Origin of the sequence: Moritella dasanensis ArB 0140 (assembly GCF_000276805.1) — a bacterium.
Taxonomy (GTDB): Bacteria; Pseudomonadota; Gammaproteobacteria; order Enterobacterales; family Moritellaceae; genus Moritella; species Moritella dasanensis.
This window is the reverse complement of sequence record NZ_AKXQ01000002.1, coordinates 134,265-158,792: the sequence shown is the minus strand read 5'-3', so window position 1 is coordinate 158,792 and position 24,528 is coordinate 134,265. Positions and strand designations below refer to the sequence as shown.

Annotated in this window: 20 protein-coding genes; 13 read left to right on the top strand and 7 right to left on the bottom strand. The window is 40.2% G+C overall.

Annotated features, from left to right (window positions below; translation table 11 throughout):
• Window positions 1-209 precede the first annotated feature (209 nt).
• Entirely contained in the window at window positions 210-1,415 is a 1,206-nt protein-coding gene (gene fabV / locus A923_RS0102445) for an enoyl-ACP reductase FabV (protein WP_026006026.1), read from the top strand.
• Between the two features lie 209 nt (window positions 1,416-1,624).
• Window positions 1,625-2,386, top strand: a complete 762-nt coding sequence (locus tag A923_RS0102440; protein WP_017220056.1) for a Nif3-like dinuclear metal center hexameric protein — start codon at window positions 1,625-1,627, stop codon at window positions 2,384-2,386.
• Between the two features lie 66 nt (window positions 2,387-2,452).
• Here A923_RS0102440 and A923_RS0102435 read toward each other — a convergent pair whose 3' ends face one another.
• Window positions 2,453-3,403, bottom strand: coding sequence for a glycosyltransferase family 2 protein (locus tag A923_RS0102435; RefSeq protein WP_017220055.1), 951 nt, complete (start codon window positions 3,401-3,403; stop codon window positions 2,453-2,455).
• A 206-nt stretch (window positions 3,404-3,609) separates the two neighbouring features.
• On the opposite strand from A923_RS0102435, the gene A923_RS23305 reads away from it, so the two are divergent.
• Genes A923_RS23305 through A923_RS0102405 form a run of 6 tightly spaced genes read left to right on the top strand, consistent with a single transcriptional unit; the run spans window position 3,610 to window position 10,399 of the window.
• Window positions 3,610-4,314, top strand: a complete 705-nt coding sequence (locus A923_RS23305; RefSeq protein ID WP_017220054.1) for an acyltransferase — start codon at window positions 3,610-3,612, stop codon at window positions 4,312-4,314.
• Window positions 4,311-5,495 carry a glycosyltransferase family protein gene (locus A923_RS0102425; RefSeq protein WP_017220053.1) on the top strand — a complete coding sequence of 395 codons (1,185 nt, stop codon included), beginning with the start codon at window positions 4,311-4,313 and terminating at the stop codon, window positions 5,493-5,495. Before A923_RS23305 ends, A923_RS0102425 begins: the two co-directional genes overlap by 4 nt.
• Window positions 5,496-5,544: 49 nt before the next feature.
• A complete protein-coding gene (locus A923_RS0102420; protein ID WP_017220052.1) occupies window positions 5,545-6,027 on the top strand; it encodes a hypothetical protein in 483 nt (160 codons plus the stop codon).
• Between the two features lie 2 nt (window positions 6,028-6,029).
• Window positions 6,030-7,481 (top strand): GumC family protein, encoded by a 1,452-nt coding sequence (locus A923_RS21920; protein ID WP_237716158.1) that lies wholly within the window; start codon window positions 6,030-6,032, stop codon window positions 7,479-7,481.
• On the top strand, window positions 7,482-8,543 hold the full coding sequence (locus tag A923_RS0102410) for a glycosyltransferase (RefSeq protein WP_017220050.1): 1,062 nt from the start codon (window positions 7,482-7,484) through the stop codon (window positions 8,541-8,543).
• Between the two features lie 2 nt (window positions 8,544-8,545).
• Complete coding sequence (locus A923_RS0102405) at window positions 8,546-10,399, top strand: sugar transferase (RefSeq protein ID WP_017220049.1); 1,854 nt, start codon at window positions 8,546-8,548, stop codon at window positions 10,397-10,399.
• Between the two features lie 21 nt (window positions 10,400-10,420).
• On the opposite strand, the gene A923_RS0102400 is transcribed toward A923_RS0102405, so the two are convergent.
• The 3 genes from A923_RS0102400 to A923_RS0102390 are packed head-to-tail and all read right to left on the bottom strand — an operon-like array spanning window position 10,421 to window position 15,881.
• Window positions 10,421-11,788, bottom strand: a complete 1,368-nt coding sequence (locus A923_RS0102400; protein WP_017220048.1) for a CsiV family protein — start codon at window positions 11,786-11,788, stop codon at window positions 10,421-10,423.
• Entirely contained in the window at window positions 11,785-15,261 is a 3,477-nt protein-coding gene (gene mfd, locus A923_RS0102395; RefSeq protein WP_017220047.1) for a transcription-repair coupling factor, read from the bottom strand. The genes A923_RS0102400 and mfd overlap by 4 nt, the downstream gene beginning before the upstream one ends.
• A 38-nt stretch (window positions 15,262-15,299) precedes the next feature.
• A complete protein-coding gene (locus A923_RS0102390) occupies window positions 15,300-15,881 on the bottom strand; it encodes a hypothetical protein (RefSeq protein WP_017220046.1) in 582 nt (193 codons plus the stop codon).
• A 218-nt stretch (window positions 15,882-16,099) separates the two neighbouring features.
• On the opposite strand from A923_RS0102390, the gene A923_RS0102385 reads away from it, so the two are divergent.
• Genes A923_RS0102385 through lolE form a run of 3 tightly spaced genes read left to right on the top strand, consistent with a single transcriptional unit; the run spans window position 16,100 to window position 19,291 of the window.
• A complete protein-coding gene (locus A923_RS0102385) occupies window positions 16,100-17,332 on the top strand; it encodes a lipoprotein-releasing ABC transporter permease subunit (RefSeq protein WP_017220045.1) in 1,233 nt (410 codons plus the stop codon).
• Window positions 17,325-18,044 carry a lipoprotein-releasing ABC transporter ATP-binding protein LolD gene (lolD, locus tag A923_RS0102380; protein WP_017220044.1) on the top strand — a complete coding sequence of 240 codons (720 nt, stop codon included), beginning with the start codon at window positions 17,325-17,327 and terminating at the stop codon, window positions 18,042-18,044. The genes A923_RS0102385 and lolD overlap by 8 nt, the downstream gene beginning before the upstream one ends.
• Window positions 18,044-19,291: a lipoprotein-releasing ABC transporter permease subunit LolE gene (gene lolE, locus A923_RS0102375; protein ID WP_017220043.1), complete on the top strand. Its 1,248-nt coding sequence runs from the start codon at window positions 18,044-18,046 to the stop codon at window positions 19,289-19,291. The genes lolD and lolE overlap by 1 nt, the downstream gene beginning before the upstream one ends.
• A gap of 80 nt (window positions 19,292-19,371) precedes the next feature.
• Here lolE and A923_RS0102370 read toward each other — a convergent pair whose 3' ends face one another.
• On the bottom strand, window positions 19,372-19,890 hold the full coding sequence (locus A923_RS0102370) for a DUF2062 domain-containing protein (protein WP_017220042.1): 519 nt from the start codon (window positions 19,888-19,890) through the stop codon (window positions 19,372-19,374).
• 28 nt (window positions 19,891-19,918) lie between these two features.
• Between A923_RS0102370 and A923_RS0102365 the strand changes: the two genes are divergently transcribed.
• Window positions 19,919-21,511, top strand: a complete 1,593-nt coding sequence (locus A923_RS0102365; RefSeq protein WP_237716157.1) for a ComEC/Rec2 family competence protein — start codon at window positions 19,919-19,921, stop codon at window positions 21,509-21,511.
• 13 nt (window positions 21,512-21,524) lie between these two features.
• Entirely contained in the window at window positions 21,525-21,866 is a 342-nt protein-coding gene (locus A923_RS0102360) for a hypothetical protein (protein ID WP_017220040.1), read from the top strand.
• A gap of 60 nt (window positions 21,867-21,926) precedes the next feature.
• On the opposite strand, the gene A923_RS0102355 is transcribed toward A923_RS0102360, so the two are convergent.
• Both A923_RS0102355 and A923_RS0102350 read right to left on the bottom strand, forming a co-directional pair.
• On the bottom strand, window positions 21,927-22,838 hold the full coding sequence (locus A923_RS0102355; protein WP_017220039.1) for a TIGR01777 family oxidoreductase: 912 nt from the start codon (window positions 22,836-22,838) through the stop codon (window positions 21,927-21,929).
• 194 nt (window positions 22,839-23,032) lie between these two features.
• Window positions 23,033-24,526, bottom strand: coding sequence for an ArnT family glycosyltransferase (locus tag A923_RS0102350; RefSeq protein ID WP_017220038.1), 1,494 nt, complete (start codon window positions 24,524-24,526; stop codon window positions 23,033-23,035).
• Between the last annotated feature and the right edge of the window lie 2 nt (window positions 24,527-24,528).

The following is a 24,528-nucleotide window of genomic DNA, read 5'->3' as shown; positions in this document are numbered from 1 at the left end:
TGCATAGCTTGTTTATATCGTCCTGTTAATATAGCCGATTTATGTAGTCCCCTTGCTCCGTGATGACACAATATTGTGTTTTGTTTGCTCAAATACCCTCTATTTTTTGTGGTTAGAACTCCAACCAGATGAAAAATGGCAAAAAATAGGTGCTTAATTTTCCAGAAACTTTTATCCTGTCTACTGTGTCTCAACATTGTGAAGATAATATGATTATTAAACCAAAAACGCGTGGTTTCATCTGTACCACTACTCATCCTACTGGTTGTGATTTTAATGTTAAAGAACAGATACAGTATAATAAAGAACAAGGCGCAATTGAAAATGCACCGAAACGTGTTCTTGTAGTTGGCTCATCAAGTGGTTACGGACTTTCGTCGCGTATTACTGCTGCATTCGGTGGTGGCGCTTCAACTATTGGTGTATTTTTCGAAAAACCGGCAACAGAAAGAAAACCGGGTACAGCTGGTTGGTATAACAGTGCTGCATTTGAAAAATATGCTGCAGAAGAAGGTCTATATGCAAAGAGCATTAATGGCGATGCTTTTTCTGATCAAGCAAAACAAACTGCGATTAACCTCATTAAAGAAGACTTAGGTCAAATTGATCTGGTTGTTTACTCGTTGGCATCGCCAGTACGTAAATTACCAAGCACAGGTGAAGTTGTGCGTTCTTGCTTAAAACCAATTGGTGAAACATATACGGCTAAAGCTGTTGATACCAATAAAAATACTTTATTTGAAGCAAGTGTTGAAGCGGCGACAGAGCAAGAAACTCAAGATACTATCACTGTCATGGGTGGTGAAGATTGGGAACTGTGGATGTCTGCACTCGCTGACGCTGGCGTCTTATCAGACGGTTGTAAAACGGTTGCGTATAGCTATATCGGTACTGAAATTACATGGCCTATCTATTGGGATGGTTCATTAGGTAAAGCGAAGCAAGATCTTGATCGTGCTGCGCATGCTATTGATGCAGATCTTAAAGCGACTGGCGGCAGTGCTAACGTTGCTGTGCTTAAAAGTGTTGTAACACAAGCAAGTGCTGCAATTCCAGTGATGCCTCTGTATATCGCCATTGCATTCCGCGTGATGAAAGAACATGGTTTACATGAAGGTTGCCTAGAGCAGATTTCACGTCTATTCCGTGGTTCGCTTTATCCGCAAGGTGTGAGCAGTGCGATATTGGACGAAAAAAACCGTCTACGTTTAGATGACTGGGAACTGCGTGATGACGTTCAAGCTACGTGCGTGAAGTTATGGGGCGAAGTGACCGATGAGAACCTGTTTGAAACAACGGATTATCAGTACTACAAAGATGAGTTCTTAGCATTATTTGGTTTTGGCATTGAAGGCGTTGATTACGATGCTGACGTTAACCCAATCGTTGATTTCGAGCCAATTACGCTAGTTTAACTTAGCGATAGACTGTCGCTATATATTATAGTGATAGATTATAGCTATAAATTGTAGCGATAAATCGAACTGGTCTTGTATAAACCGTGCCTGTTATTGGATTTCTGATCTAATTCAACAGGCGCGGTTTTTTTATATTTGCTTCATTGTTTAACTTCAAGTATATCTATAGCCTTATCTTCTGCATTCAACAAATATGAGGAGTGGGCATGGCCTCTCTTAACAATAAAAAACTCGAAAACATCTTAACTGAATTTATGCAACCCCATCGTGTACGTGACTTTACGGTTAACGGCATGCAAGTTCAGGGCAAAGACACAGTGACAAAAGTGATCACGGGTGTCACAGCGTCTCAAGCATTAATCGATGCTGCTGTCGCACACCAAGCCGATGCTATTTTAGTCCATCATGGTTATTTCTGGAAAAATGAATCACCAGCCATTACCGGTATTAAATATAACCGTATTAAAACGTTGATTAAAAATGACATTAACTTATATGCTTATCATTTGCCGTTAGATATTCATCCGGAGTTAGGTAATAACGTCGAGTTAGCTAAATTGCTGGGTATTACAGTACGCCGCGGTCTAGAACCTTGGGATAAAGCAAGTGTTGCTTTGGTTGGCAAATTTGAAGACGAGATCACAACTGCAGAGCTCACGCAGCGTATTGAAGCTCAACTGAGCCGCGCACCTCTTGTTGTGGATGCTGGCAAGCCGATCAAATCTGTTGCTTGGTGTACAGGTGGCGGTCAAAGCTATATCGAACTGGCGATAGAACAGGGTATTGATGCATTTATTAGTGGTGAAGCCTCTGAACAAACAATCCATTTGGCACGTGAAGCAGGCATGACTTTCTTCGCTGCGGGGCATCATGCGACTGAACGTTATGGTGTTAAAGCTTTAGGTGAATGGCTGGCTGAAGAAAAAGGTCTAGATGTTACCTTTATTGATATTGATAACCCAGTTTAATAAATAGGGTTATCAGGCTTAATTAATGAATTGCCTTGTTATGAATAAGCTACGGTCGTCTTTACGCTAAGAACTCAGGTTGTCATCGTTTTTGTTCCGATTAATACTAAGTTTCAAGTCGGTTAATATATTGCGTAAGTGATATGGTGTCGGTTGTTCGCACAAGGCTTTGAAGTCACAGACTAACGCTTGAGTTGGGCATGCTTTTTGGCGATAATATGTTGCATAAGACGCCGATAAGTGTGCATGGGCTAAATGCACTGCGTAAGGATCAATTGTTTTTATCTTATTCTCATAACGTTTGATGATTTGTTCCATGGCCTGCAATTGCTTTATTTGATTACTCATCCCACTCTTTTTACATACACAAGCTGTTAATGGTTTTTTAATACAGCCAATCGCAGTGTGTAATGCGATTTTTAGCCAAAGATCCCAATCTGACACTAATTTTATATTATGATCAAAGCCATCGAGCGCCAAATATAAATCTCGCCTAACGAGTACTGTCGATATACCTATTACATTTTCTGAAAAAATAGCGGCTGCGCCTTTAGGGACAACAAATGCATCTTGGCTATGTTGAAATGCCTGTTGATTGAAATAATTACTACTGGTAAATCGGTCATCAATAACTTCATTTTTGTCATTCATCAGTTCACAATTCGTAAAGCTAATGCCCACTTGTGGATTTTCTTCCATAAATTTTAGTTGTTGCCGCAACTTGTGCTGATACCAAAATGTGTCTGCATCTAGAAACGCAATATAAGTACCACTAGCAAGTCGTGCTGCATGATTGCGCGCTGTAGAGCTACCTTCAGAATCTAATTTCAATGCAATTATGTTATTGTGTTTTCGACACAGTTGACAGATCCATTCCCAGCTTTTATCCGTTGAGCCATCATCAACAATAACTATTTCTATTTTATTCATACTTTGCTGCCAAACACTTTCAATTGCACGAGGTAGGGTGGTAAGGCAGTTTTTACTTGGAATAATGACACTCACGATTGGTTTCATCTTCGTCCCCAATTATCTATAAAGGACACTTTTAAAATAACAGATCCTTTGCATTAGTGAGCTTAGTAGATTTAACTAACATCGGCGATGATGTTTTAATTTTTTGCCCACTTTGGTGGCTAATTATTTTTAAATCTTATTTAACCCATTGTTTTTATATAGTCTATTCTTGGTAGATATTAACCAATTGCAGGGAGTGTCATTATATGGATATGCTTGGTTCATTAAAGTTGTGGTTAAAACATGACGACAGCAAGTTAGCTAAAACCTGTCACCGTTATATCCGTGGGATTATGCACTTTTCTATTCCGGTTATCCCTGTTTTACATCCTTTCATCTTAAGAGCTCATCTCTTTACATCCCAGCTCTTCGCTAATTTTTTAAGAGTTACTTATTGGACCCCCTTATTTAAAAGTCGACTGCTGACGAAACCACATCAATTGTATTTGTATTCGGGGATGCCGTTGGTACTCGGTCATTTAACCATTGAGTTAGGTGATAATTGTCGGGTTTCGGGTATATCAACATTAAGTGGTCGAAGTATGAATGGTAAGCCATCACGCTTAATTATTGGCAATAATGTCGATATTAATTGGCAGAATAATATTGCTGTGGGGGGGAATATCATCATCGAAGATAATGTAAGGCTGGCTGGACGCGTGTTTCTTGCTGGTTACCCTGGTCACCCTATTGATGCTCAAGAACGTGCAGAAGGATTAGCGGAACATGAATCTCAAGTGGGTGACATTATACTCAAACGTGATGTGTGGTTGGCCACGGGGGTAAGTGTGATGGCCGGCGTGACTATCGGTGAGGGCACAATCGTAGCCGCTGGTAGTATAGTGACCCATGATTTACCTGCGGGTGTACTTGCTGGTGGTATTCCAGCTAAGGTAATTAAATTGTTATGAAAAATGGGCAATGGATAGTATTTGGTGAAGATTGGGGACGTCACCCAAGTAGTACCCAGCATTTGATGAAATGTATGGCAACACAACATCAAGTGTTTTGGGTTAACTCAATTGGGTTGAGACGACCAAGGCTGAATGATGGAAAACGTATCATCGAGAAGTTTAAGCAGCTAAAGCGCGCCACACGAAATGATTTTAATCAGGGCGAGACGCCACAGCTAACAGACGCGCAGCCTTTGGGCATTCTTGCTCCGGTAGCAATCCCTTGGCCGGGTAGCCAAATTGCTTATGTGATTAATCGCTTGTTACTGACTTACCAAACACGCGCTTTACTTGCTAAGCATAATGCCACTGCCAAGGACCCAAGGATATTGTGGTTGTCATTGCCAACGGGTCGTTGTGTTATTGGTTCATTAGAAGAAGATTTAGTGGTCTATTATGCAGGCGATGATTTTAGTGCATTAAACGGTGTTGATCATAAACAAGTGAGTATTGAAGAAAGTGAACTCGTTAAACACGCCGATATTATCTTTGCGGCGAGTGACATTATTGCGCGTCAATTCCCACAGGATAAGACTTATTTACTTCCTCACGGCGTTGATTTAAAGCACTTCTCTTCAGATTGTAAGCGCCCGGATAATTACCCTGAATCAGATTTGGTGGTTGGTTATTATGGCAGTATCACCAGTTGGTTAGATTTCGAATTAATCACGTTTCTTGCCCAGTCGAGACCTGATGTAACGTTTTTATTTATCGGTAAAATTGAAATTGCTGATTGTCCTATTTTTGAATATGACAATATTATCCATTTGGCAGATATGCCCCACGAACTGCTGATTCAATATGCCGCTAATTGGCAAGTATCCCTTATTCCATTTGTTGATAATGAACAAATACGTGCATGTAATCCATTAAAATTGAGAGAGTACCTCGCTATTGGACATCCCATTTTAAGTACCCGATATCCTGCCGTGACCCCCTTTGCTGATTGTATCTATGTCGCTGATGATAAATATCAAATGTTAGCACAATTAGAGCTAGCACTGGTGTTGCCAAGTAAGGTGTTAAAACAACTTAAAGATCGCTCTCGGGAAATGGTAGAAACGGCAACTTGGCAAGCCCGTTGTGATCTCGTTACGATGTTACTATCAGAAAAACTGGCAATGAAAAAGGGTCAGTAATATCAACAATCCGTATGTAGAATTAAAAGAAGCGTGTAGGGAGAATATTATGAACGGATTTATGCATTATAAACGTACCCGAGTTCAACTGTTGTTTATGCCATTGTTGTTGCTGTACGGCTGCGCAACTGCTCCCACTGACATGTCGATGAAAATGTCAGGGATGACAGCAGTCACGCCGTCGAATAAAGTAGTTGTTGAACCTAGAAAATTAAATTTTTCGTTTGAATATAAACAAGTTGAACTGACGAAGAGTCAACGAAACCGCTTGCTTTATCTCTATGACTGGCAACATGGTACCGTGATTAGCTATGGTAAAGCGAAAGCCGAGAATGATTACACTGCATTATCTATTGGCCATAAACGCGTGCAATCCATCGTGCAGGCGCTAACAAAAAACCAACAAGTCATTCAGATCAATTTTGATCCATCATTGCCCCTTGATTCCGTATTGATTGAAGAGAAATTATCTAAAAATAAACAGTTAACGAGAAACAACGTTCTCGACCTGCTCGAAAGTGCTCGGTTGTAAATATGGGAACCATTATTTGGGGTAATATTTATAGGTTTATCGAGATAGTATGGCGCCGACGTTATTACCTCGGGGTCTCTATTATATTAGGTATCTGTATTGCTTTATTGATTAGCATTGTCACCCCTAAACGATATGACTCGCACACATCTATTTTGGTTCAGGAAAGTTCATTACTTAACCCATTTCTAGAAGATTTATCGGTGTCTTTTAACCTTGAAGACCGCATGGTCGCGTTACGAGTATTGGTACATAGTCGGCATATTCTATTCACTGTAGCGGAACAAAATGGACTCATAGATAACAATAGTGACTATCGATCAAGGGATTTGATGGTTGAAAAACTATCCGGTGCGATCACATTAACCTTGTCTGGTAAGGACTTGGTCATTATATCGCTGAGTTGGGATAATCCAAGTCAAATGAAGTCGGTGTTAAATTCTGTCAGTGAATTGTTTATTGATAGCTTAATGGCACCAAGTCGAGCTTCAATCATTTCATCAGAGAAATTTTTACTTAAACAATTAGAGTTAAGACGTGAGAAATTAGTTGTATCAGAAGAAAAAATGGCTGACTTCCGTCGTCAACATCTCGGTGTTTTACCTGAATTATTTATTCAAAACAACCAGACATTATTTTCTATTTATCGTGATATTAGAGATAAAGATATCAAACTTTCAGGTGCTTACGGACAGCTAAATAGCTTGAAAAAAAAATTAGCGCAAACTAATCCCGTCATCGGTATTGTCGAAGAGCAAATAGTGTCAATTGAAGCAAAGCTATCATTACTTAAAGCGAGTTATACCCGTAGCCACTCCAAAGTCCAATCTGCTGAATTACAGTTAAATAATTTAAAAAACGAACAAAGTAGATTACTGAGTAAAAATGTTGAATTAACAGACGAGCAACTAAACCAGTTGTGGAATCTAGCTTCTGTTGCAGACAGTGGTGATGGTGAGGGCAAAACGCCATCATTATTATTGTCTCAGTTAGAAAACTTACAATCAGCACAATCACGCGTGATTCAATTAGAAAATGAAATTGCAATGCTACAGCAGCAATCTAAACGTTTAACGTCTAACGTCGCTATGGAGGCTGATGTAGCTAAAGAGTTAAGTGCGCTGGAACGTGATTTGACGGTGAATACTGAATTGTATCACGACCTGCTAAACCGCCATGAAATGGCGAAAGTGACTGGCGAGTTGGGGCGACATGAAGAACCTGAAAAAATCAAAGTGATCGACAGGCCTTTCACCCCTGGTTATCCCACTAATTTATCTTTATTGATATATACCCTTGTTGGCCTGTTTGTGGGTATAGCTTGTGGCATCGGGTTAACGGTGGCCGTTGAATTATTAGATGATACGCTTTGGCATATCAGAAAAGATACCGTGTTTGGAGATATAAATATTCTGGCACGATTACCTTCCATTGATTATGAAAAGGAAAGCTAAATGAAGATCATGGTGGAAATAATTCAGCATCTAAAACCCGGTGGTATCGAGAAATTAGTACTTGATATTATGCGTCTACAAGACGCTGATATCGAAGTGTACATCGTCGCATTAGAAGGTGATAAAACGGTTTGCTTAACGCAATGGCCTGCTCTCAAACGTTATCAAGAGCGGTTGATTTTTTTGGATAAACAACCCGGGTTTAAACTTTCAACGATAAAGCAGTTACGTAAAGTGCTAACGACATTGGATGCCAATATTATACATACTCATCATATCGGCCCCTTACTTTATGGGGTAATGGCGACGTTAAGATCAACCAATATACAGCATATTCATACAGAGCATGATGCATGGCATTTACTCGATAATAAACAATTGCAGATGACAAAGTTAATGCTGCGATTAAATCATATTACGTTAGTCGCTGATGCTGATACTGTCGGAAAGCAATTGTCTCGCGTACTTGGACGCGGCGTTAATCCTATTACGATTTTAAATGGCATTGATACTGAAAAGTTTTCACCGAGTCTCAGTCACCCACGTTATAAGTATAATACAAGGGTATTTAAGATTGGTTGCGCAGCAAGATTAGTAACGGAAAAATCATTAGATATTCTGATTAAAGCGATCGCGGACATTCCTAATGTGCAGTTGTCTATTGCTGGAGATGGTCCTGAAAAGCAAAATTTGACAAAACTAGTGCAAGAATTAGACCTATCAACTAAAGTTAAATTTATGGGCTATACAGATGATATGGTTGGGTTTTATCATCAGTTAGACTTGTTTGTATTAACCTCGTCTAATGAGGGGTTACCGTTATCAATTTTAGAGGCGCAATCTTGTAACGTGCCAGTGCTCTGTAGTGATGTTGGTGGTGTGCATGAAGGTGTGTGTAAGCATACAGGGCATTTAATCAAACTAAATACCGTTAATGAATTTCATGTTGCGATTCAATCGCAGATGAAACGGAGTCGTGAGCATTATCCGCGTGATTTTATTACTAAAAACTTTGATATAAGAATGATGATTAAAGCTTACAATCAATTAATTAAGGAGTAGCTATGGATTGGCTTCTGTTTGGCGTTATCGTATCGGTAAATTTGTTTATTTATCATCATTGGGTTTATCCTCAGCTTTTGCAGTATTATGCAAAAAAAACAGATAGCGATGACAAGATTGATACATTTCAATCTCGTAATTACGTTTCCAATGATGTCGATTGTGACCTTCCAAATATCACGATAGTGATGCCTGTTTACAACGAAGCTAAACATTTAGGTGCTAAACTTAGCAACTTGCTTATGCTCGATTACCCTGCTGATAAGCTTAAAGTGGTGCTTGGTTTTGATGGTTGTACCGACAATTCAGTTGACCTTGCTAGACAACATTTGGCGCAATTTCAATTAAATAACATCACCATTGAACTCGATGTTGCTGAAGATAATCACGGTAAGGTGCACGTGATTAACAAACTGCTGATGCGTCATAAATCGACATCGGATATTTTAGTCTTAAGTGATGTCAGCGCCTTGATTTCGATTGATGCCATGCAAATATTTGCGCATCGTATGGCAGATGAAGGGATTGGTGTTGTCACCGGTGATTATCAACTCTATGAACACGGTTCTAAAGGTGAAACGCATTACTGGGATTATCAACGTAATATTCGTAAAGCAGAAAGTATAACGGGTTCTATTATAGGGCCTCCGGGGGCATTATATGCGATTAAAGCCGCATTGTTTGAAGAGATCCCTGTTGATACCATTAATGATGACTTTGTGTTTCCAATGTTATTAGTTAGCCGTGGTTATCGAGCCGTATTGGATGACAGAATTTCGATTATTGAGATGGAAGCAACAAACGAAACAGATGATTTTTCACGTAGAACGCGTATTGGGGCTGGTAATGTACAACAAGTATTAAGACTACGCGGCTTATTTTCGATGCAAAACGGGCTGACTGGCTTTAACTTTTTCAGTGGTAAATTTCTACGCACATTAATGCCGTTCAATTTGTTAGCTTTATTTATATCGACTTTCTTTTTAACCAATAATAGTTCCATGGTGATTGCAAATACGGCTTGGTTCTTGTGGTTAGGTCAATGTTGCCTGTATGGTGGTTCTGCTCTGTGCTTATTGTTTGACACTGCCCCCGTGAAGCAACCTTGGGCCTCGTTGTACTATATTGCAGTCGGTTACATGGCAAGCTTTTATGGTGCTATACGTTACATTTTTGGTTTAGATCGTGGAACTTGGATCAAGATTAATACCGGGCAACCTACGGTTAATTATCAGAAAAAAAGTGTAGTTATACCAAAGCGTTTTTCAGATGTTGTTATATCGATAGTGGCATTAATTATTATTACGCCCCTTATTCCTTTTATTGCACTGGCCATTAAGTTGAATTCTAAAGGGCCCATTTTTTATCGACAGCTTCGAGTGGGTGAAATTCGCAATGACTATGTTGAAGTGTTTATGTTAATTAAGTTTAGAACCATGGGTGTGGAGTCTGAATCTAAATCAGGACCGGTGTGGGCGCAAAAACAAGATACAAGAGTCACATCGGTAGGGCGTTTCTTACGTCGAACGAGAATTGATGAATTACCGCAACTGATTAATGTATTACTTGGCGATATGGCGATTGTAGGGCCAAGACCTGAACGACCTGTATTTTGTGGTAAATTAGAAGAGAAAATCCCTTATTATTTGGAACGTACGAGTGGTGTTAGACCTGGTATTACCGGATTGGCGCAAATATCGCAGGGTGCAGATACATGCTTAGAAGATGTGCAAAATAAACTGTACTGGGACCATTCATATGCTTTAAGCCTAACGAGTTTCTCACGCTGGCTCAAAGCAGATGTGATGATTATATTAAGAACCTTTTTAACGATGGTGACGTTTAAAGGTAATTAATGGGGTATTACTTCGCTGTTTCTATTGTTGTTCTTCTTCTGTCATTGGCGGCTCATACTTGCGTATTTGAATGAGCATGCCAAACATAGGATGGTCCAGGTAATGAATTTCACCACTGCGAATGACACGAAGTTGCTGCATCGGATAACTATTCAAGAAAGGTAACGTTTTATCTTGAGGTTCGGTAATATCAGTTGCTTCAACGCTAATCACATTGTCATTTTCATCTTCATCACTGGCAGTCACTATGTCTTCAATTAGAAAATCTTCATTTGCGGGTTCGAGGTTAACGTCAGTATCACTAAGTGCGACTTCGTTATGTCGCGTTTTATTCGGTTTTAAATGAATGCCCAATAATTCTAATAGGTCTATGTTTTCGACATTGGTCCCTCTATGTGACGCTTCTAAATCAGCGGCAATGATTTCCTCAGAAGTTATCGTTTTCGTGCCTTCTTTGCGCACAAAAAGGTTGGTTTTGGCATAGAGGTAATGCTCTAGATAAATGGTCAACTCACCATCAATTTTCCATACTGGTGTTACTGGCACAGGAACTGCTTTAGTGAGTAATTCCGTTGCTACCGTATCACTGATTTGATCTTTACTTGTTGATACACTCAGACCCTCATTGATGGATGTTGTGTTATCCAAATTAATCACATTTTCGTCACCAACATTATTGCTAAGCGATCCAGATAATTGAGCTGATGTATCTACTACGCTGCTTGGAGATACAACGGGTACAATTGCATCACCATTTTGCTTGTATTGCTGTTGATAGTTTTGACCTGCAAACAAGCGTATCGGTATTGCTGCATTACGATCTTGTGGCTGCATGCGCCATGCCGAGTGTAATACGACATTATAATTGGCGTGATTGTTGAGTGCTGTAAATTGCTCTGTTAGTTGCAATTCATTTGCCGGTACAATTTGTAGCGTTGGATCTTTGGCATCACTGTTTAAATTAGCCCCATCAATAACCACATTTGTTGTTTTGATAAAGTCTGATTTAATATCACTACCTTGTACCAAAGACTCTTCTCGGTCAGTACCAAAGACAGGTAAGGTTTGGCTATCATCTATAAGTGTTGGCTGTTGGCCAGTCGCAGCGTTATTACTGTCGTTGGTTAACGCTAGATCATTGCTGCTACCGTTCCCATTTGGCGTGATTAAATTATCATCATTGATGAATAATGCCATTGGGTCCTTATTTGTTTGCGAATAAGTTGGATACGCAGATTGATCCCAATGCTCTATTACTTTAGCAGGGTCGATATTGCGTTCGAATAAAATAACTTCGACTTCAAACCAACGCTCTTCATCTGCTGCGTTGGCTGCAAATGAGCTGCCAAGGGATAGACCGACTAATAAACTGATTAATGTCTTTTTCAACGTTTAACTCCTGCAATCTTATTTTTTGCAAATTCCACTAACATGGCTTCAACTAGTGATATGCGATCTTTTGCATCCGGTGATTTGATTGCAAACTTTAATTTCGATGGTCCATCCATGCTATAAACACGAGGTTGTTGCTGGATAAGACGGATAAGATAACCTACATCAACCTGATTATCATCTCCAAAGCTAATATAGCCACCAGCGGGACCTATTTCAAGTCGTATAATACCTAAAGGTGCCGCTTGTAGTTTCAACTCGGTTTGACGGATCAAGTTTTTAGCATTGTCTGGTAATAAACCAAAACGATCAATCAGTTCTACTTGCACTTCGCGTAACTGATCATCATTTTTGCAACTCGCAATGCGTTTATACAGAGATAAACGGGTATTAACGTCATGAATGTAATCATCAGGTAATAATGCCGGTACACGTAATTCAATTTCAGTTTGGCTTTTTAATGCTTCTTCAAGCGAGACTGATTTACCCTCTTTAATGCTTTTCACTGCTTGGTCGAGCATGTCCATATACAGAGAGAAACCAATAGAGCTAATTTGACCACTTTGTTCATCACCTAACAATTCACCTGCGCCACGGATCTCAAGATCGTGTGTTGCTAACGTGAAACCAGCACCTAAGTCTTCTAACGAGGCTATAGCTTCAAGACGTTTTTTAGCATCACTGGTGATACGTTTTGGATGTGGCGTTAACAAATAAGCATAAGCTTGGTGATGAGAACGACCGACACGACCACGTAGTTGGTGCAGCTGTGCTAAACCGAGATGATCTGCGCGGTCCATGATGATGGTATTGGCACTTGGAATGTCGATGCCTGTTTCAATAATGGTGGTACACACTAAAACATTGAAGCGTTGATGATAGAAGTCAGCCATGACAGATTCTAATTCACGTTCTGCCATTTGGCCGTGAGCAGCAACAATACGCGCTTCAGGTATCAACAACGCCAGTGATTCCACGGTTTTATCTATTGAATCAACATTGTTATGTAAGAAGTAAACTTGACCACCACGCATAATTTCACGCATGATCGCTTCTTTTACTACGTTATCGTCATATTGGCGTACAAATGTTTTAACTGCTAAACGTTTAGCGGGTGGTGTTGCAATGATAGATAAATCACGCATGCCATTCATTGCCATGTTTAGCGTTCTTGGAATAGGCGTTGCTGTTAACGTTAAAATGTCAATATCTGCACGTAGCGCTTTTACTTTTTCCTTTTGACGGACACCAAAGCGATGCTCTTCATCAATGATCAGTAAACCTAGATCTGAAAACTTAATTTGATTACTGAGTAATTTATGTGTGCCGATTAGTAAGTCAACTTTGCCATTTTTAACATCTTCTAAAATAAGTTTCTGTTCTTTGGCTGTTTTAAAACGTGAAATAACTTCAACACGTACTGGCCAGTTGGCAAAACGGTCTTTGAAATTCTCAAAATGTTGTTGGGCAAGTAAGGTTGTTGGCACAAGTACGGCAACTTGTTTGTCGTTCATAATCGACATGAAGGCGGCACGCATGGCGACTTCGGTTTTACCAAAGCCCACATCACCACAAACCAGACGGTCCATGGTTTTATCTTGGCGCATATCATCCATGACGTCTTGAATGGCGGTTTTCTGATCGTCCGTTTCTTCAAACGGGAAACCATCAGCAAAAGCCGCATAAGATTCTTTATCGCATTTATATTGGAAACCACTTTTAGCTGCACGCTGAGCGTAGATATCCAACAATTCTGCAGCAACGTCTCGCACACGCTCCATTGCTTTTGATTTTGATTTCTCCCAACTGTCACTACCGAGTTTATGTAACGGTGCTGATGCTTCACCCGCACCACTATAACGGCTGATAAGATGTAAGGCTGACACCGGCACATAAAGTTTCGCGGTATTGGCGTATTCAAGGGTTAAGAATTCAGTGTCCATGCCTGCGTTGGTAATGATCTGGAGACCAAGGAAACGGCCGACACCATGCTCGATATGCACAACCGGTTGACCTATGCTTAACTCTGTCAGATTTCTTACTAATGCATCATTGTTCGCTTGTGTTTTTTTGTCGGTGCGACGACGCTGAATGATCTTATGACCTAGCAGTTCATTTTCACAAATGATAGCGACATTGACGTCGTCAATAATGAAGCTGTTTTCACACTGACTAACCCAAATACCAATCGCTGGTTTGGCTTTTAAGAACTTGGCGATACTAGTGATTGCTTTTGGCTTTAACTTGGTTTTTTCAAGTAACTCTAATAAGGTTTCACGACGCCCTTCAGATTCAACACTAAAGATTATTTTACCGTCAAAGCCATCGATAAATTCAAGTAGCGGCGCAAGTGGCGTTTTCTTTTGATGATTCACTGATATTACGGGTAGTTTACTAAAACCTAGGTTGGTATTACCGGGCTTTTCGCTCAGTGGTGTATTACTTAAGCTGACTTTACTGTACTGACCAAGAGCTTGAAACAGTTCTTCAACAGGTAAGAAGAGTGACGCTGGCGTCAGCAATGGACGTTGAATGTCATGACGACGGTCTTCGTAGCGAGCTTCTACATCTTGGAAGAAAGTTTGAGATGCTTGATGTAATTCGCCTACTTGCGCAATCGTGATTTGCTTAGGTAGATAATCAAATAAGGTCGCTGTTTCGGTTAAAAATAACGGGTGATAATACTCAATGCCCGTTGGTAAGAAACCTTTACTGACTTGCTGATAAACAGATTCAGCTTCACGCGATGGCGTAAATAATGCTCTAAACTGTTGACGAAATAACTCAATGGCTTTCGCATCTGTCGGGAATTCATGTGCGGGCAACAAGTTAATGGCATCAAGAGTCCCTTCCGAGCGTTGTGTCTCGGTATTAAAGCCACGTATCTCTTCGACTTCATCATCAAAGAAGTCGATTCTAAATGGAGAGGGGCTGCCCATCGGGTAAAGATCAAGAATGGAACCGCGGGCAGAAAACTCACCGTGTTCTAATACTTGGGTAACGGCATTGTAACCGCTATTTTCTAACCGCTGGCGCATAGCATGCATGTCAATCTTATCGCCGGTTTTGACGATTAAGCTGTGCTGGTCTAAAAAGCTTACTGGTGCTATACGTTGCATCAGAGTACTTATCGATACAATAATCAGCCCATTTTTCGTTTGTTGAAAACGGTGTAAGGCATGAATACGTTGCGAAATAATATCTTGGTGTGGCGAGAAGTTATCATACGGCAGCGTTTCCCAATCAGGAAACGTGATTAACGGTTTATCATCCGTTAAAAAGTGACGTACTTCTTGTTCAAGTTTCAATGCACTTGGGGTGTCAGCGACGACCGCAAGAATAGGGGTGTTTGTTTGTGAACACAGCTCTGCAAGTGTGAATGCAAGGCTACTGCCAACAAGGTTACCGAAGGCGATCTTGTCGCCTTGTTTTTTTGGTAACGGTAGAGAAAGAATAGCTTTTGATTTCATAGTTTTAAGTAATCTAATCGTAATTGTTGAGGATTTTGTTATTGATCATCTTGCTGCTGCCGTTGTTCGGCGCGTTGCTTAAGTTGTAACTGCTGAATACGTAATGTAGCACGAATCAATATTTCGCGGTCAATATCACGGATGCGTGTATACGACGCCGTGAATTCAATCAGAGTATCATCAGCTTCTTGTACTTCACGTGAAGTGATTACGCCATAGCAGTAAATAGCAGAAGAATCATTGGGTAAGAATATCTTAATGCGTACCGCTTGCTCTAATGTTAAATCGGCATGTGCTAAGAATTTGACTTCACCTGCACCAAACACTGTAGTGTTAAAGCGTGAATCAGGGTTATCTTGCTGCGCTAATACATAGCCCATGATCAAGTTTATTTTATTATTTTGCATCTGTAAAAAATCAGCAAGTGCGTCAGCTTGCTCACCGATATTTCGGATTGAACGCAGGGCATTGCTATCGATTTCAGCAACATCGTTGGCCATTTTAAAGGGCATTGGCATTTCATTTTCAAGCGCCAATCGAGATGTTGGGACTTTATCAATGGAAACAGGTTCAATATTGACAGATAAACTGTGTCTAATAGAAAAATATTGTTGCGTCATTTGCTGTCATCCTTTCCTAGATTGCGAACCCGTCATTGTGGCATATTAATTCCTATTTATCTTCATTAGTTTATGGTATTGCGCTTTTAAGGCGCTGTTTTAAACCAGAATAACTAATCGCTCACAAGTTTAGCTGAAGGTATAATTTTACTTGCTCATTAGTGGTCATGTCTCTAGAATGAATAGCAGTTTTTAGCAAGGTCTTCTTAATTATATTTATGTATTACCCCCTGAGTTTATTAATCGGCTTGCGTTATACTCGCTCGAAGCGCAACAATCGATTTGTATCATTTATTACGTTATTTTCAACTGCTGGTATCACCATCGGTGTGTTAGCGTTGATTACTGTGTTATCGGTAATGAATGGTTTTGAGCAAGATTTAAAAGTTCGCATTCTTGGTGCGGTTCCACATGTCATCGTGACACCTAAATCGGACATGGACAATGTTGATGTTGATGACAGCTTAGCTGCATTGGCTGACGATCCTTTAGTTGCCGCCGTGACGCCTTTTTTACAAGCGGATGCCATGGTGCAAAGTAAAAGCCAGATCCAAGGTGCTCAGCTACAAGGCATCGATCCAACCTCTTATCCGCAATGGGATGTTATTCGCCAGAATATGCTTATTGGTGATATCTCATTATTACAGCCAGGTAAATACAACATCATTATTGGCCGTAGCATGGCCAAATCATTGGATGTTGAACTCGGTGATAAAATAAGACTGATTTCGACCAAAGGCAGTGTCTTTACCCCGATGGGGCGTGTGCCTAGCCAACGTAAATTTACCGTGGTTGGGATCTATTCTGTTGGTTCAGATGTCGAAGCCACCCAAGTATTAGTGAATATTACCGATGCTGGCCGGTTGGTGCGTTTGTCTCCGTCGAGTCCGATGCAGCATCGTGTTTTTGTTCATGACCCATTTTCAGTGAATGAATTAGCAAACCGAGATTACTTCAGTCACTTTGATTCGTTGGATTGGCAAACTGCCCGTGGCGAATTATTCCAAGCGGTAAAAATGGAAAAGAACATGATCGGCTTATTGTTGTTCTTAATCATCACCGTCGCCGTGTTTAATATTTTGTCATCGTTAGTCATGTTAGTGACAGAGAAAGAAACAGACGTTGCTATCATGAAAACCTTGGGCATGAATAGACCGACTATTGTGCAAATATTTATTATTCAAGGCGCTTGGACGGGTGTATTGGGTGCCATGGCTGGTGGCGTTGCGGGCATCGCATTAGCTGCCAATCTTAATGAGTTTATGTCGCTTATTGGTCTTAATTTATTAGCCCAAGCATCTGGCGGCGCACGTTTATTACCTGTTTTATTTGATTGGTCGCAGATAGCATCAATTATTTTCGGTGCGATTGCATTAAGTCTACTCGCAACACTTTACCCTGCATTTAGAGCGGCAAATATAAAACCTGCCGAGGCATTACGTTATGAATAATTCTTTATTAGTTTGCAATAATCTCGAAAAAATTTACCAAGAAGGTAACCTCGATACACACGTATTAAAAAAAGTATCGTTGACGATTGAAAAAGGTGAACTGATTGCAATTGTCGGCCGTTCTGGTTCTGGCAAGAGTACTTTATTGCATTTAATGGGGGCATTGGATACGCCGACATCTGGTTCTGTACTCCTTAACGGTGTCGATATTCACAGCATGTCAGAGAAAAAACAAGCGTCAATGCGCAACCAAAATATGGGTTTCGTTTATCAATTCCATCACCTGCTTAATGAATTTTCGGCATTAGAAAATGTCTGTATGCCGTTATTAATCGCGGGTATGAAAGTGACCTTAGCGAAGCAAAAAGCCTTGGCGATGTTAGAGCGAGTCGGCTTATCGCATCGTGTTGAACATAAACCAAGTGAGCTTTCTGGTGGTGAACGTCAACGTGTGGCTATTGCACGTGCGTTAATTAACGAACCGAATATTGTATTAGCTGACGAACCGACGGGTAATTTAGATCAAAGCAGTGCTGATACAATCTTCAATTTAATTAAAGAATTAAATGAGACGTGTGATACTGCTTTTATCATTGTTACTCATGACGAGCAGCTGGCGAATCGACTAGGTCGTACTTTACATATGGCTGATGGAGTATTGACCCATGATAGCGAAGCAGTGCAGGTGAGTGCTGTGATGGAGGAAGTGTAATGTTTCGTCCGTTAGCAGCTTATATCGGATTGAGATATACCTCGTCTAAACGTCGTAATGGTTTTATTGCCTTTATCTCCGCGTCATCAACAGTTGGTATTGCACTGGGGGTGATGGTCCTGATCATCGGTTTATCGGCAATGAACGGTTTTGAATATGAGCTTAAAAATCGTATCTTAGCGGTTGTGCCAAATGGTGAGCTTGAAGGGGTGAGTGAACCCTTTGATAATTGGACAAATGCACAAAATAAACTTCTCGCGCATCCTGAAGTTGTCGGCGCTGCGCCTTTTATTAAGCTTAATGGTTTATTACAAAAAGGTAATGACTTGAAGGCTGTGCAATTGCGCGCTGTTGACGGTGAAGCGGAAAAACAAGTATCTGAAGTGTATCGTTATGTTGCCCAAGGTAGTTGGGATAGCCTTAATGATCCGATGAATAACAGACAGGTTGTGATTGGACGCGGTATCGCGAAAGAATTGAATCTCGCGCTTGGTGATTCTGTCACGGTATTATTATCACAGCAATCGGGTCAATCCTTTAAAGCGCCACGCCGTTATAACTTTACTGTTTCCGGTATTATTCATCTTAGCGGTCAGTTAGACAACAATCTCGCTTATGTGCCGCTGAGCGCAGCGCAAGATATTCAAGACAAAGCGTTTAAAGCCGATGGCATGAGTATTAAGGTAACGGACATCTTTGCTGCGAATCGCATTGTCCGTGAAGCGGGTAATCAGTTAGATCACTACCTGTACATCCGCAGTTGGATGACCAGTCAGGGGTTCTTATATCAAGATATCCAGATGGTTAAAAGCTTGATGTATGTAATTTTGATATTAGTGATAGCGGTCGCTTGTTTCAATATCGTCACTACTCTGGTGATGGCGGTGAATGATAAGCGAGCTGACATTGCGATCTTGAAAACGATGGGTGCTTCAAATGCGTTATTACGAATGATCTTCATCATACATGGCGGTATCAACGGTATTTTAGGTGTTGTTTCGGGGACGATATTAGGTATTTTAATCTCAGAGAACCTAACGGTTATAATCAAGTTTGTTGAACGTTTGATTGGCCATGAATTCTTGTCTGGTGATATTTACTTTATTAACTTCTTACCGTCACAACTTGTATTAAACGATGTGCTGGTGGTTGGTGGTGTTGCGATGCTAATGAGTGTGATAGCGACAATTTATCCTGCGAATAAAGCCTGTTCAGTACAGCCCGCGCGTGAATTAGGCAATAAATAGCGCGCTTCTTCGTCATATTACACAGATATAAAAAAGGCCACACCACTGATTAAGTGATGTGGCCTTCTCATTTTTAAAATTTATTTTGTGCGTGATGCTGAACGTTTCTTCCAAGCACTGATTATTTTCCAACGCCACAACCAGCGAATACTAAAATAACCGACAATAGAAAAGAATGTAGCAGAGACAAAACAGCCGAGTAAGAATGCGGGGCCATATAAGGATATCGCCTGCATTAACCATTCCATCGTCAACTCAAAAGAGAATGGATGGACGGGTACTTGCAATATCCATGCACCGAGTTCGTATGTGGCATAAAACATAGGTGGCATGGTAATCGGGTTCGATAACCAGACTAATGCGACAGACAAAGGTAAGTTAACTCGAAAGAGAATCGCAAAACCGGCAGCTAACAACATTTGGAAGGGCACGGGTACAAACGCCATAAAAAGACCGACAGCAAACGCACCAGCTGCTGAGCGGCGATTTAAATGCCAGAGGTTAGCGTTGTGTAACAAATCACCAAAGATCTTAAGGTGCTTGTGCTGTTTGATTGATTCAGGATCAGGGAGATATTTTTTAATTAAATTCTTAGGCATAATTCTAATCAAATGTCAGGGGTAATGAATGACCTTAAAGGCCATACTACTTTCAATTACCATATTAATAAGTATGTTCTTTGTAGATATTGAACGCATTCAATTTATCACGATAATGACAGTCGCTGCATTCATCCTTGTCTACGCTAAAGTACCGTCTATATCAGTACTTTTGTTTGCCGTATTAAGCGGGTCTATTTTGTATAAAAACAACGTGATAAATGAAGCCAATACGTTATTCTACAATCCTAGGGCCCAATACAAACAACCATCAATTAAAGTAGCACAAGACCATATCATAACAGCCGAAGTAATAACATTAGTAAATAATAAAAACCTACTTTCGTTTGATGTAAACGTGGTTAAAATCAATAATTCTTTACCATCTTTCATTCACCCCAAATTGGCATTGAAGTGGTTCAACCCTGACTATGATTATCCCGGTGAAGTCGGGATTGGTCAAGTATGGCGTTTTAAAGTTCGATTAAGTAACACTAATAATTCGACGTTGCTATCACGCCATATACGCTATGCAGGTATCATAACGAAAGGCGAGATAATTGAATCTAAGTTTAGTTTACGTGGCAATTTTTACAAAGCATTCAAGTCAGTATTGCCAGATAACCCCAATCCGATGCTGTATGCATTAAGTTTTGGTGACCGAAGTTACATTAACGATAAACTATGGACACAATTTAAGTTGCTCGGTATTGGGCACCTTGTTGCGATCTCAGGTTTGCACATTGGTCTTATATTTGGATTCTGCTATTTGGCCTTAAATCGATTATTGAGGTTGTTTCAAACACCTTATAATCTTGGTATTAGTTTGTCGATTAGCCTGATGGCTGCCATATTTTATGCATGGATAGCGGGCTTTTCTTTGCCTGCGTTACGGGCGATTATTTTACTCAGTCTTCACTGTTTATATCGTATCCAGTATTTCAAGGTTACCTTGGTACAATTGTTTTCAACTATGTTGTTGGTGACTTTGGTCATCGACCCTTTAACTGTGTTTTCCATTAGCTTTTGGTTGTCATTTTCGGCCATGGCGGCAGTATTTATATTGGTGTGGATGAACAAGCAAGAGTCGCTCTCGGGGCACAATCATATGGCAATTAATAATGGGCAACACAAAATAGTAGGTGTGCTCTATAGGGTTAAAATAGCTGTGCAAGGTGCGATGAGTAAAGCAATTTATCTTTGTCAGAGTCAACTATTACTAACATTATTGCTATTGCCAATTCAAGTTACCGTGTTTTCCGGATTTAGCTTAGTGTCAGCATTGGTTAATTTGATTTTTATCCCCATTTTTAGTGTATTGATATTACCGGTATTATTAATGGCTGTGCTGTTATTAGCCATCGCACCAAGTGTGAGTGGTATATTGATTGCTGTTGTTAATTACTTTCTAAATATAATTCAAGGTCTATGGGCAACGTTAACCGCGAGTGATGCTGTTTGGGTGGCGTTCGACCCTCTGTTTAGGAACGTATTGTTCAATAGTATATTGCTGCTGTTTATCCTATTAATTTGTGGTGTTATTGTTAAGCCAATGCGGGTAACATTTCATTCTTTATCGTTGTTATTATTACCGATCATATTTTATGGCTATTTAAATTGAATTTGGAGTGTTTATGAATCTTACAGTTAAAGCGGGGCTGCTATCTGCATTGTTATTTCCGGGGGCAGGTCAATGGTTGTTAAAGCAACATTTAAGGGCCGCTATATTTGCGGTTGCTGCTGGGGTCCCATTATATTACATAATGGATGTGACGGTGACACAAACACAATTAATGGTAGATAAGGTATTGAACTCAGGTAGTAATATCGACATCGTCAATATTACTACATTAGTTAACCAGCAGATGGTAAATATTGATACGCAAGGCGTACAAATTGCCACTGTTGTATTACTTTGTGTGTGGGTGATTAATATTGTCGATGCGATTAGGCTTGCAAAAAAACAAGCCATTTAATCAAACGTTACTTTTAACTTTGTTTATATATCGAGTTCATCAATTCAGTACAGATATTGCCTACTCATCAGCATAGATAACAGAAAATGCTTGATCTAATGAATCAGAATGAAATGTAAAGCCAGCTTCAAGTAACCGACTTGGTAGTACGCGTTGACCATAGATAATGAGATCTGCGCGTTCACCAAGTAACATCCGTAGCAGTAACGTTGGGGTGGTAAATCGCGCTTTCTTACCAAAGCAGCCCGCTAACTGGTTTGAAAATTCACGATTGGTGACGGGATTTGGTGCGGTCAGGTTAAATGCACCGTGTAGCGTGTCATTCTGTAATAAGTAATTTATGGCTGCGACCATATCGGCAATATGTATCCATGACATATACTGCTGGCCTTTGCCAATAGGGCCGCCAAGTCCTAATTTGAACGGCAATTCCATTTTCTGTAACGCGCCCTTGCTTTTGTCTAACACAATCCCGGTTCTTAAAATGACGGTACGTGTTAACGGGCAAGCTGCTCGCGCAATCTCTTCCCAGTGTTCACATAAATGACTTGAGTATTCAGGGTGATGCTCTGTGTGTTTTTCATCAATTCTGGAGTCACCTTGACGACCATAAACTCCGATGGCTGAGCCACTGATAAACACGGCTGGTGATAACGTTTTGGCTGATATTAAATCAACCAACTGCTGGGTTAGTTCCCAACGACTAGCCTCTAAAATATGCTTGTGTTTAGCTGACCACATCTTATCCATAATGGGCGAACCCGCTAAATTGATAATCGCATCAATGTGGATAGAATTTGATAATTCAGACAGGTCAGAAATGAACTTAATTTGATTATTGTTAATATTTGAAAATATGCGTTGTGCATTTGTGATGCCGCGGGTTAATACCGTGAAATCATAATCGCCTTGAAATGTGTTTATAAACGCTTGGCCAATAAAGCCAGTACCACCTGTAATCAATATATGCATAGCTAAAATCCTCTTAATCACCTTGTCTATAGTGTAGGCTATTTATGCTTGTTTTATAACATTTTGTTGACATCTTTTCGTTAATATAAAAGAGCAAGCTAGTGTCGATTACTGGCTTGCTCTGCGTCGCACTTAAATATAAATCTTCAGTAATTATTAACGACGGTTATTTAACGGATATAATTTAAGTCAGGCTATTTAGCATTACAGAATGCCAGTAGCCGTTTCTTTGCACGCTCAACAACGACACATTGAGGTAAACTCGTGATCAGCAGTTCCGTCTCATTAGATTTTCGAATAACAAAATAGGTGTCTTTAGTGATATCTTGTACAGCGACTTCGAGTTTTACTTTACGTTCGACGGCGACGCCGCGTGAATAAAACTGTGCAGAGAACGGACGTTTATCTATATAGACCAACTCTTTATTCTGTGCTTGTGCTGACCATGTTTGCATTAAGCCTTTCTCTGATTGTTTACCTGTTATTTCTGTTCGTAATAAAATAGCAATAATTAGGATAAGTATCGGTGTAATAAAGCCTATTTTATAAACCTTACTTGATAGTGGATTGTTACGTTGATAAACCACCATCAATAGCGCAAATGCCGGTAGGCAAGGCATCACATAGCTAGATAATATATTACCGCTGAATGTGAACAGTAATAAAGGCGCTAATAACCAAGCCCATAAGAAGCTGGTGTAGTTTAATTCTATCGAGTCTTCGTCTTGTTGTGTTTTCGTTTCACCATTTGTTTTTTGTGTCGCTTGTATGCTTTTAACCCATTGATAAATAAATAACGGTGTCCATGGCAGTGCTGAAACTATCGCAAATAGCCAAATTGTTCCTTTCATTTCCTTGTGTGCAGTACCGTATAAATCACCTTGCCAACCACTTACCAAGAAACGCTTAATATGCTCGCCAACAATAAAGTAATTAAGGAAACCCGGTGAAGAGTACTCGGCGATAATGTACCAAGGTAAGCTTGTTGCAAGGAAAAGCGGTATACCGGTTTTCCATGGTAAGCTACGGAACATGCTCATCCAGGTTTTGTTAAACAACGCCCAAATAAACAAACTCATGCCAATAAGCACTAAGGCTAAAGGCCCTTTCGCTAACATACCGATTGTTAAGCCGATGAAAAATAAATGTCCCCATAAAGCAGACTTGTTTTTATAGTTTATCCAAAATGCCGCCATGCTTAAGGTAATGCCAAGTGTCAGCGCTGTGTCAGTCATGACCGCGCCGGTAACAACGATAAATGTTGCTGTTGTAGCGAGAATACCAGCTGCTAACCATGCTTCTTGTTTACGTTCTGAACGACAGCGTGTTGGGATGATGCGATATGCAAGCAGGGCGACGATGAATAACACTAAACCACCAGTGAGTAAGTGTGGCAATCTAACGGCGAACTCACTTAAACCAAAAAGTGTAATACCCGTGGCGCTCATCCAGGTGAACAGTGGTGGTTTGCCCCAAAATGGTACGTCGTAATCAAACATCGGCGTGATCCAGTTACCTGTTTCAGCCATGATCCTTGCCATTTCACCATAACGTGCTTCGGTTGTGTCCATAAGAGGAAAAAAACCCAGCGTAAATAATCTTATTGCTATCGCTGTAATAACAAGGGTTATCGCAATTTTGGTTAAAGAGACATTATTTAATGAGATATCGGTTACTGCTTTAGACATGT

Coding starts and splice junctions, on each gene's coding strand:
- fabV (WP_026006026.1), top strand. CDS start 210: ATGATTATTAAACCAAAAACGCGTGGTTTCATCTGTACCACTACTCAT.
- A923_RS0102440 (WP_017220056.1), top strand. CDS start 1,625: ATGGCCTCTCTTAACAATAAAAAACTCGAAAACATCTTAACTGAATTT.
- A923_RS0102435 (WP_017220055.1), bottom strand. CDS start 3,403: ATGAAACCAATCGTGAGTGTCATTATTCCAAGTAAAAACTGCCTTACC.
- A923_RS23305 (WP_017220054.1), top strand. CDS start 3,610: ATGGATATGCTTGGTTCATTAAAGTTGTGGTTAAAACATGACGACAGC.
- A923_RS0102425 (WP_017220053.1), top strand. CDS start 4,311: ATGAAAAATGGGCAATGGATAGTATTTGGTGAAGATTGGGGACGTCAC.
- A923_RS0102420 (WP_017220052.1), top strand. CDS start 5,545: ATGAACGGATTTATGCATTATAAACGTACCCGAGTTCAACTGTTGTTT.
- A923_RS21920 (WP_237716158.1), top strand. CDS start 6,030: ATGGGAACCATTATTTGGGGTAATATTTATAGGTTTATCGAGATAGTA.
- A923_RS0102410 (WP_017220050.1), top strand. CDS start 7,482: ATGAAGATCATGGTGGAAATAATTCAGCATCTAAAACCCGGTGGTATC.
- A923_RS0102405 (WP_017220049.1), top strand. CDS start 8,546: ATGGATTGGCTTCTGTTTGGCGTTATCGTATCGGTAAATTTGTTTATT.
- mfd (WP_017220047.1), bottom strand. CDS start 15,261: ATGAAATCAAAAGCTATTCTTTCTCTACCGTTACCAAAAAAACAAGGC.
- A923_RS0102390 (WP_017220046.1), bottom strand. CDS start 15,881: ATGACGCAACAATATTTTTCTATTAGACACAGTTTATCTGTCAATATT.
- A923_RS0102385 (WP_017220045.1), top strand. CDS start 16,100: ATGTATTACCCCCTGAGTTTATTAATCGGCTTGCGTTATACTCGCTCG.
- lolD (WP_017220044.1), top strand. CDS start 17,325: ATGAATAATTCTTTATTAGTTTGCAATAATCTCGAAAAAATTTACCAA.
- lolE (WP_017220043.1), top strand. CDS start 18,044: ATGTTTCGTCCGTTAGCAGCTTATATCGGATTGAGATATACCTCGTCT.
- A923_RS0102370 (WP_017220042.1), bottom strand. CDS start 19,890: ATGCCTAAGAATTTAATTAAAAAATATCTCCCTGATCCTGAATCAATC.
- A923_RS0102365 (WP_237716157.1), top strand. CDS start 19,919: ATGACCTTAAAGGCCATACTACTTTCAATTACCATATTAATAAGTATG.
- A923_RS0102360 (WP_017220040.1), top strand. CDS start 21,525: ATGAATCTTACAGTTAAAGCGGGGCTGCTATCTGCATTGTTATTTCCG.
- A923_RS0102355 (WP_017220039.1), bottom strand. CDS start 22,838: ATGCATATATTGATTACAGGTGGTACTGGCTTTATTGGCCAAGCGTTT.
- A923_RS0102350 (WP_017220038.1), bottom strand. CDS start 24,526: ATGTCTAAAGCAGTAACCGATATCTCATTAAATAATGTCTCTTTAACC.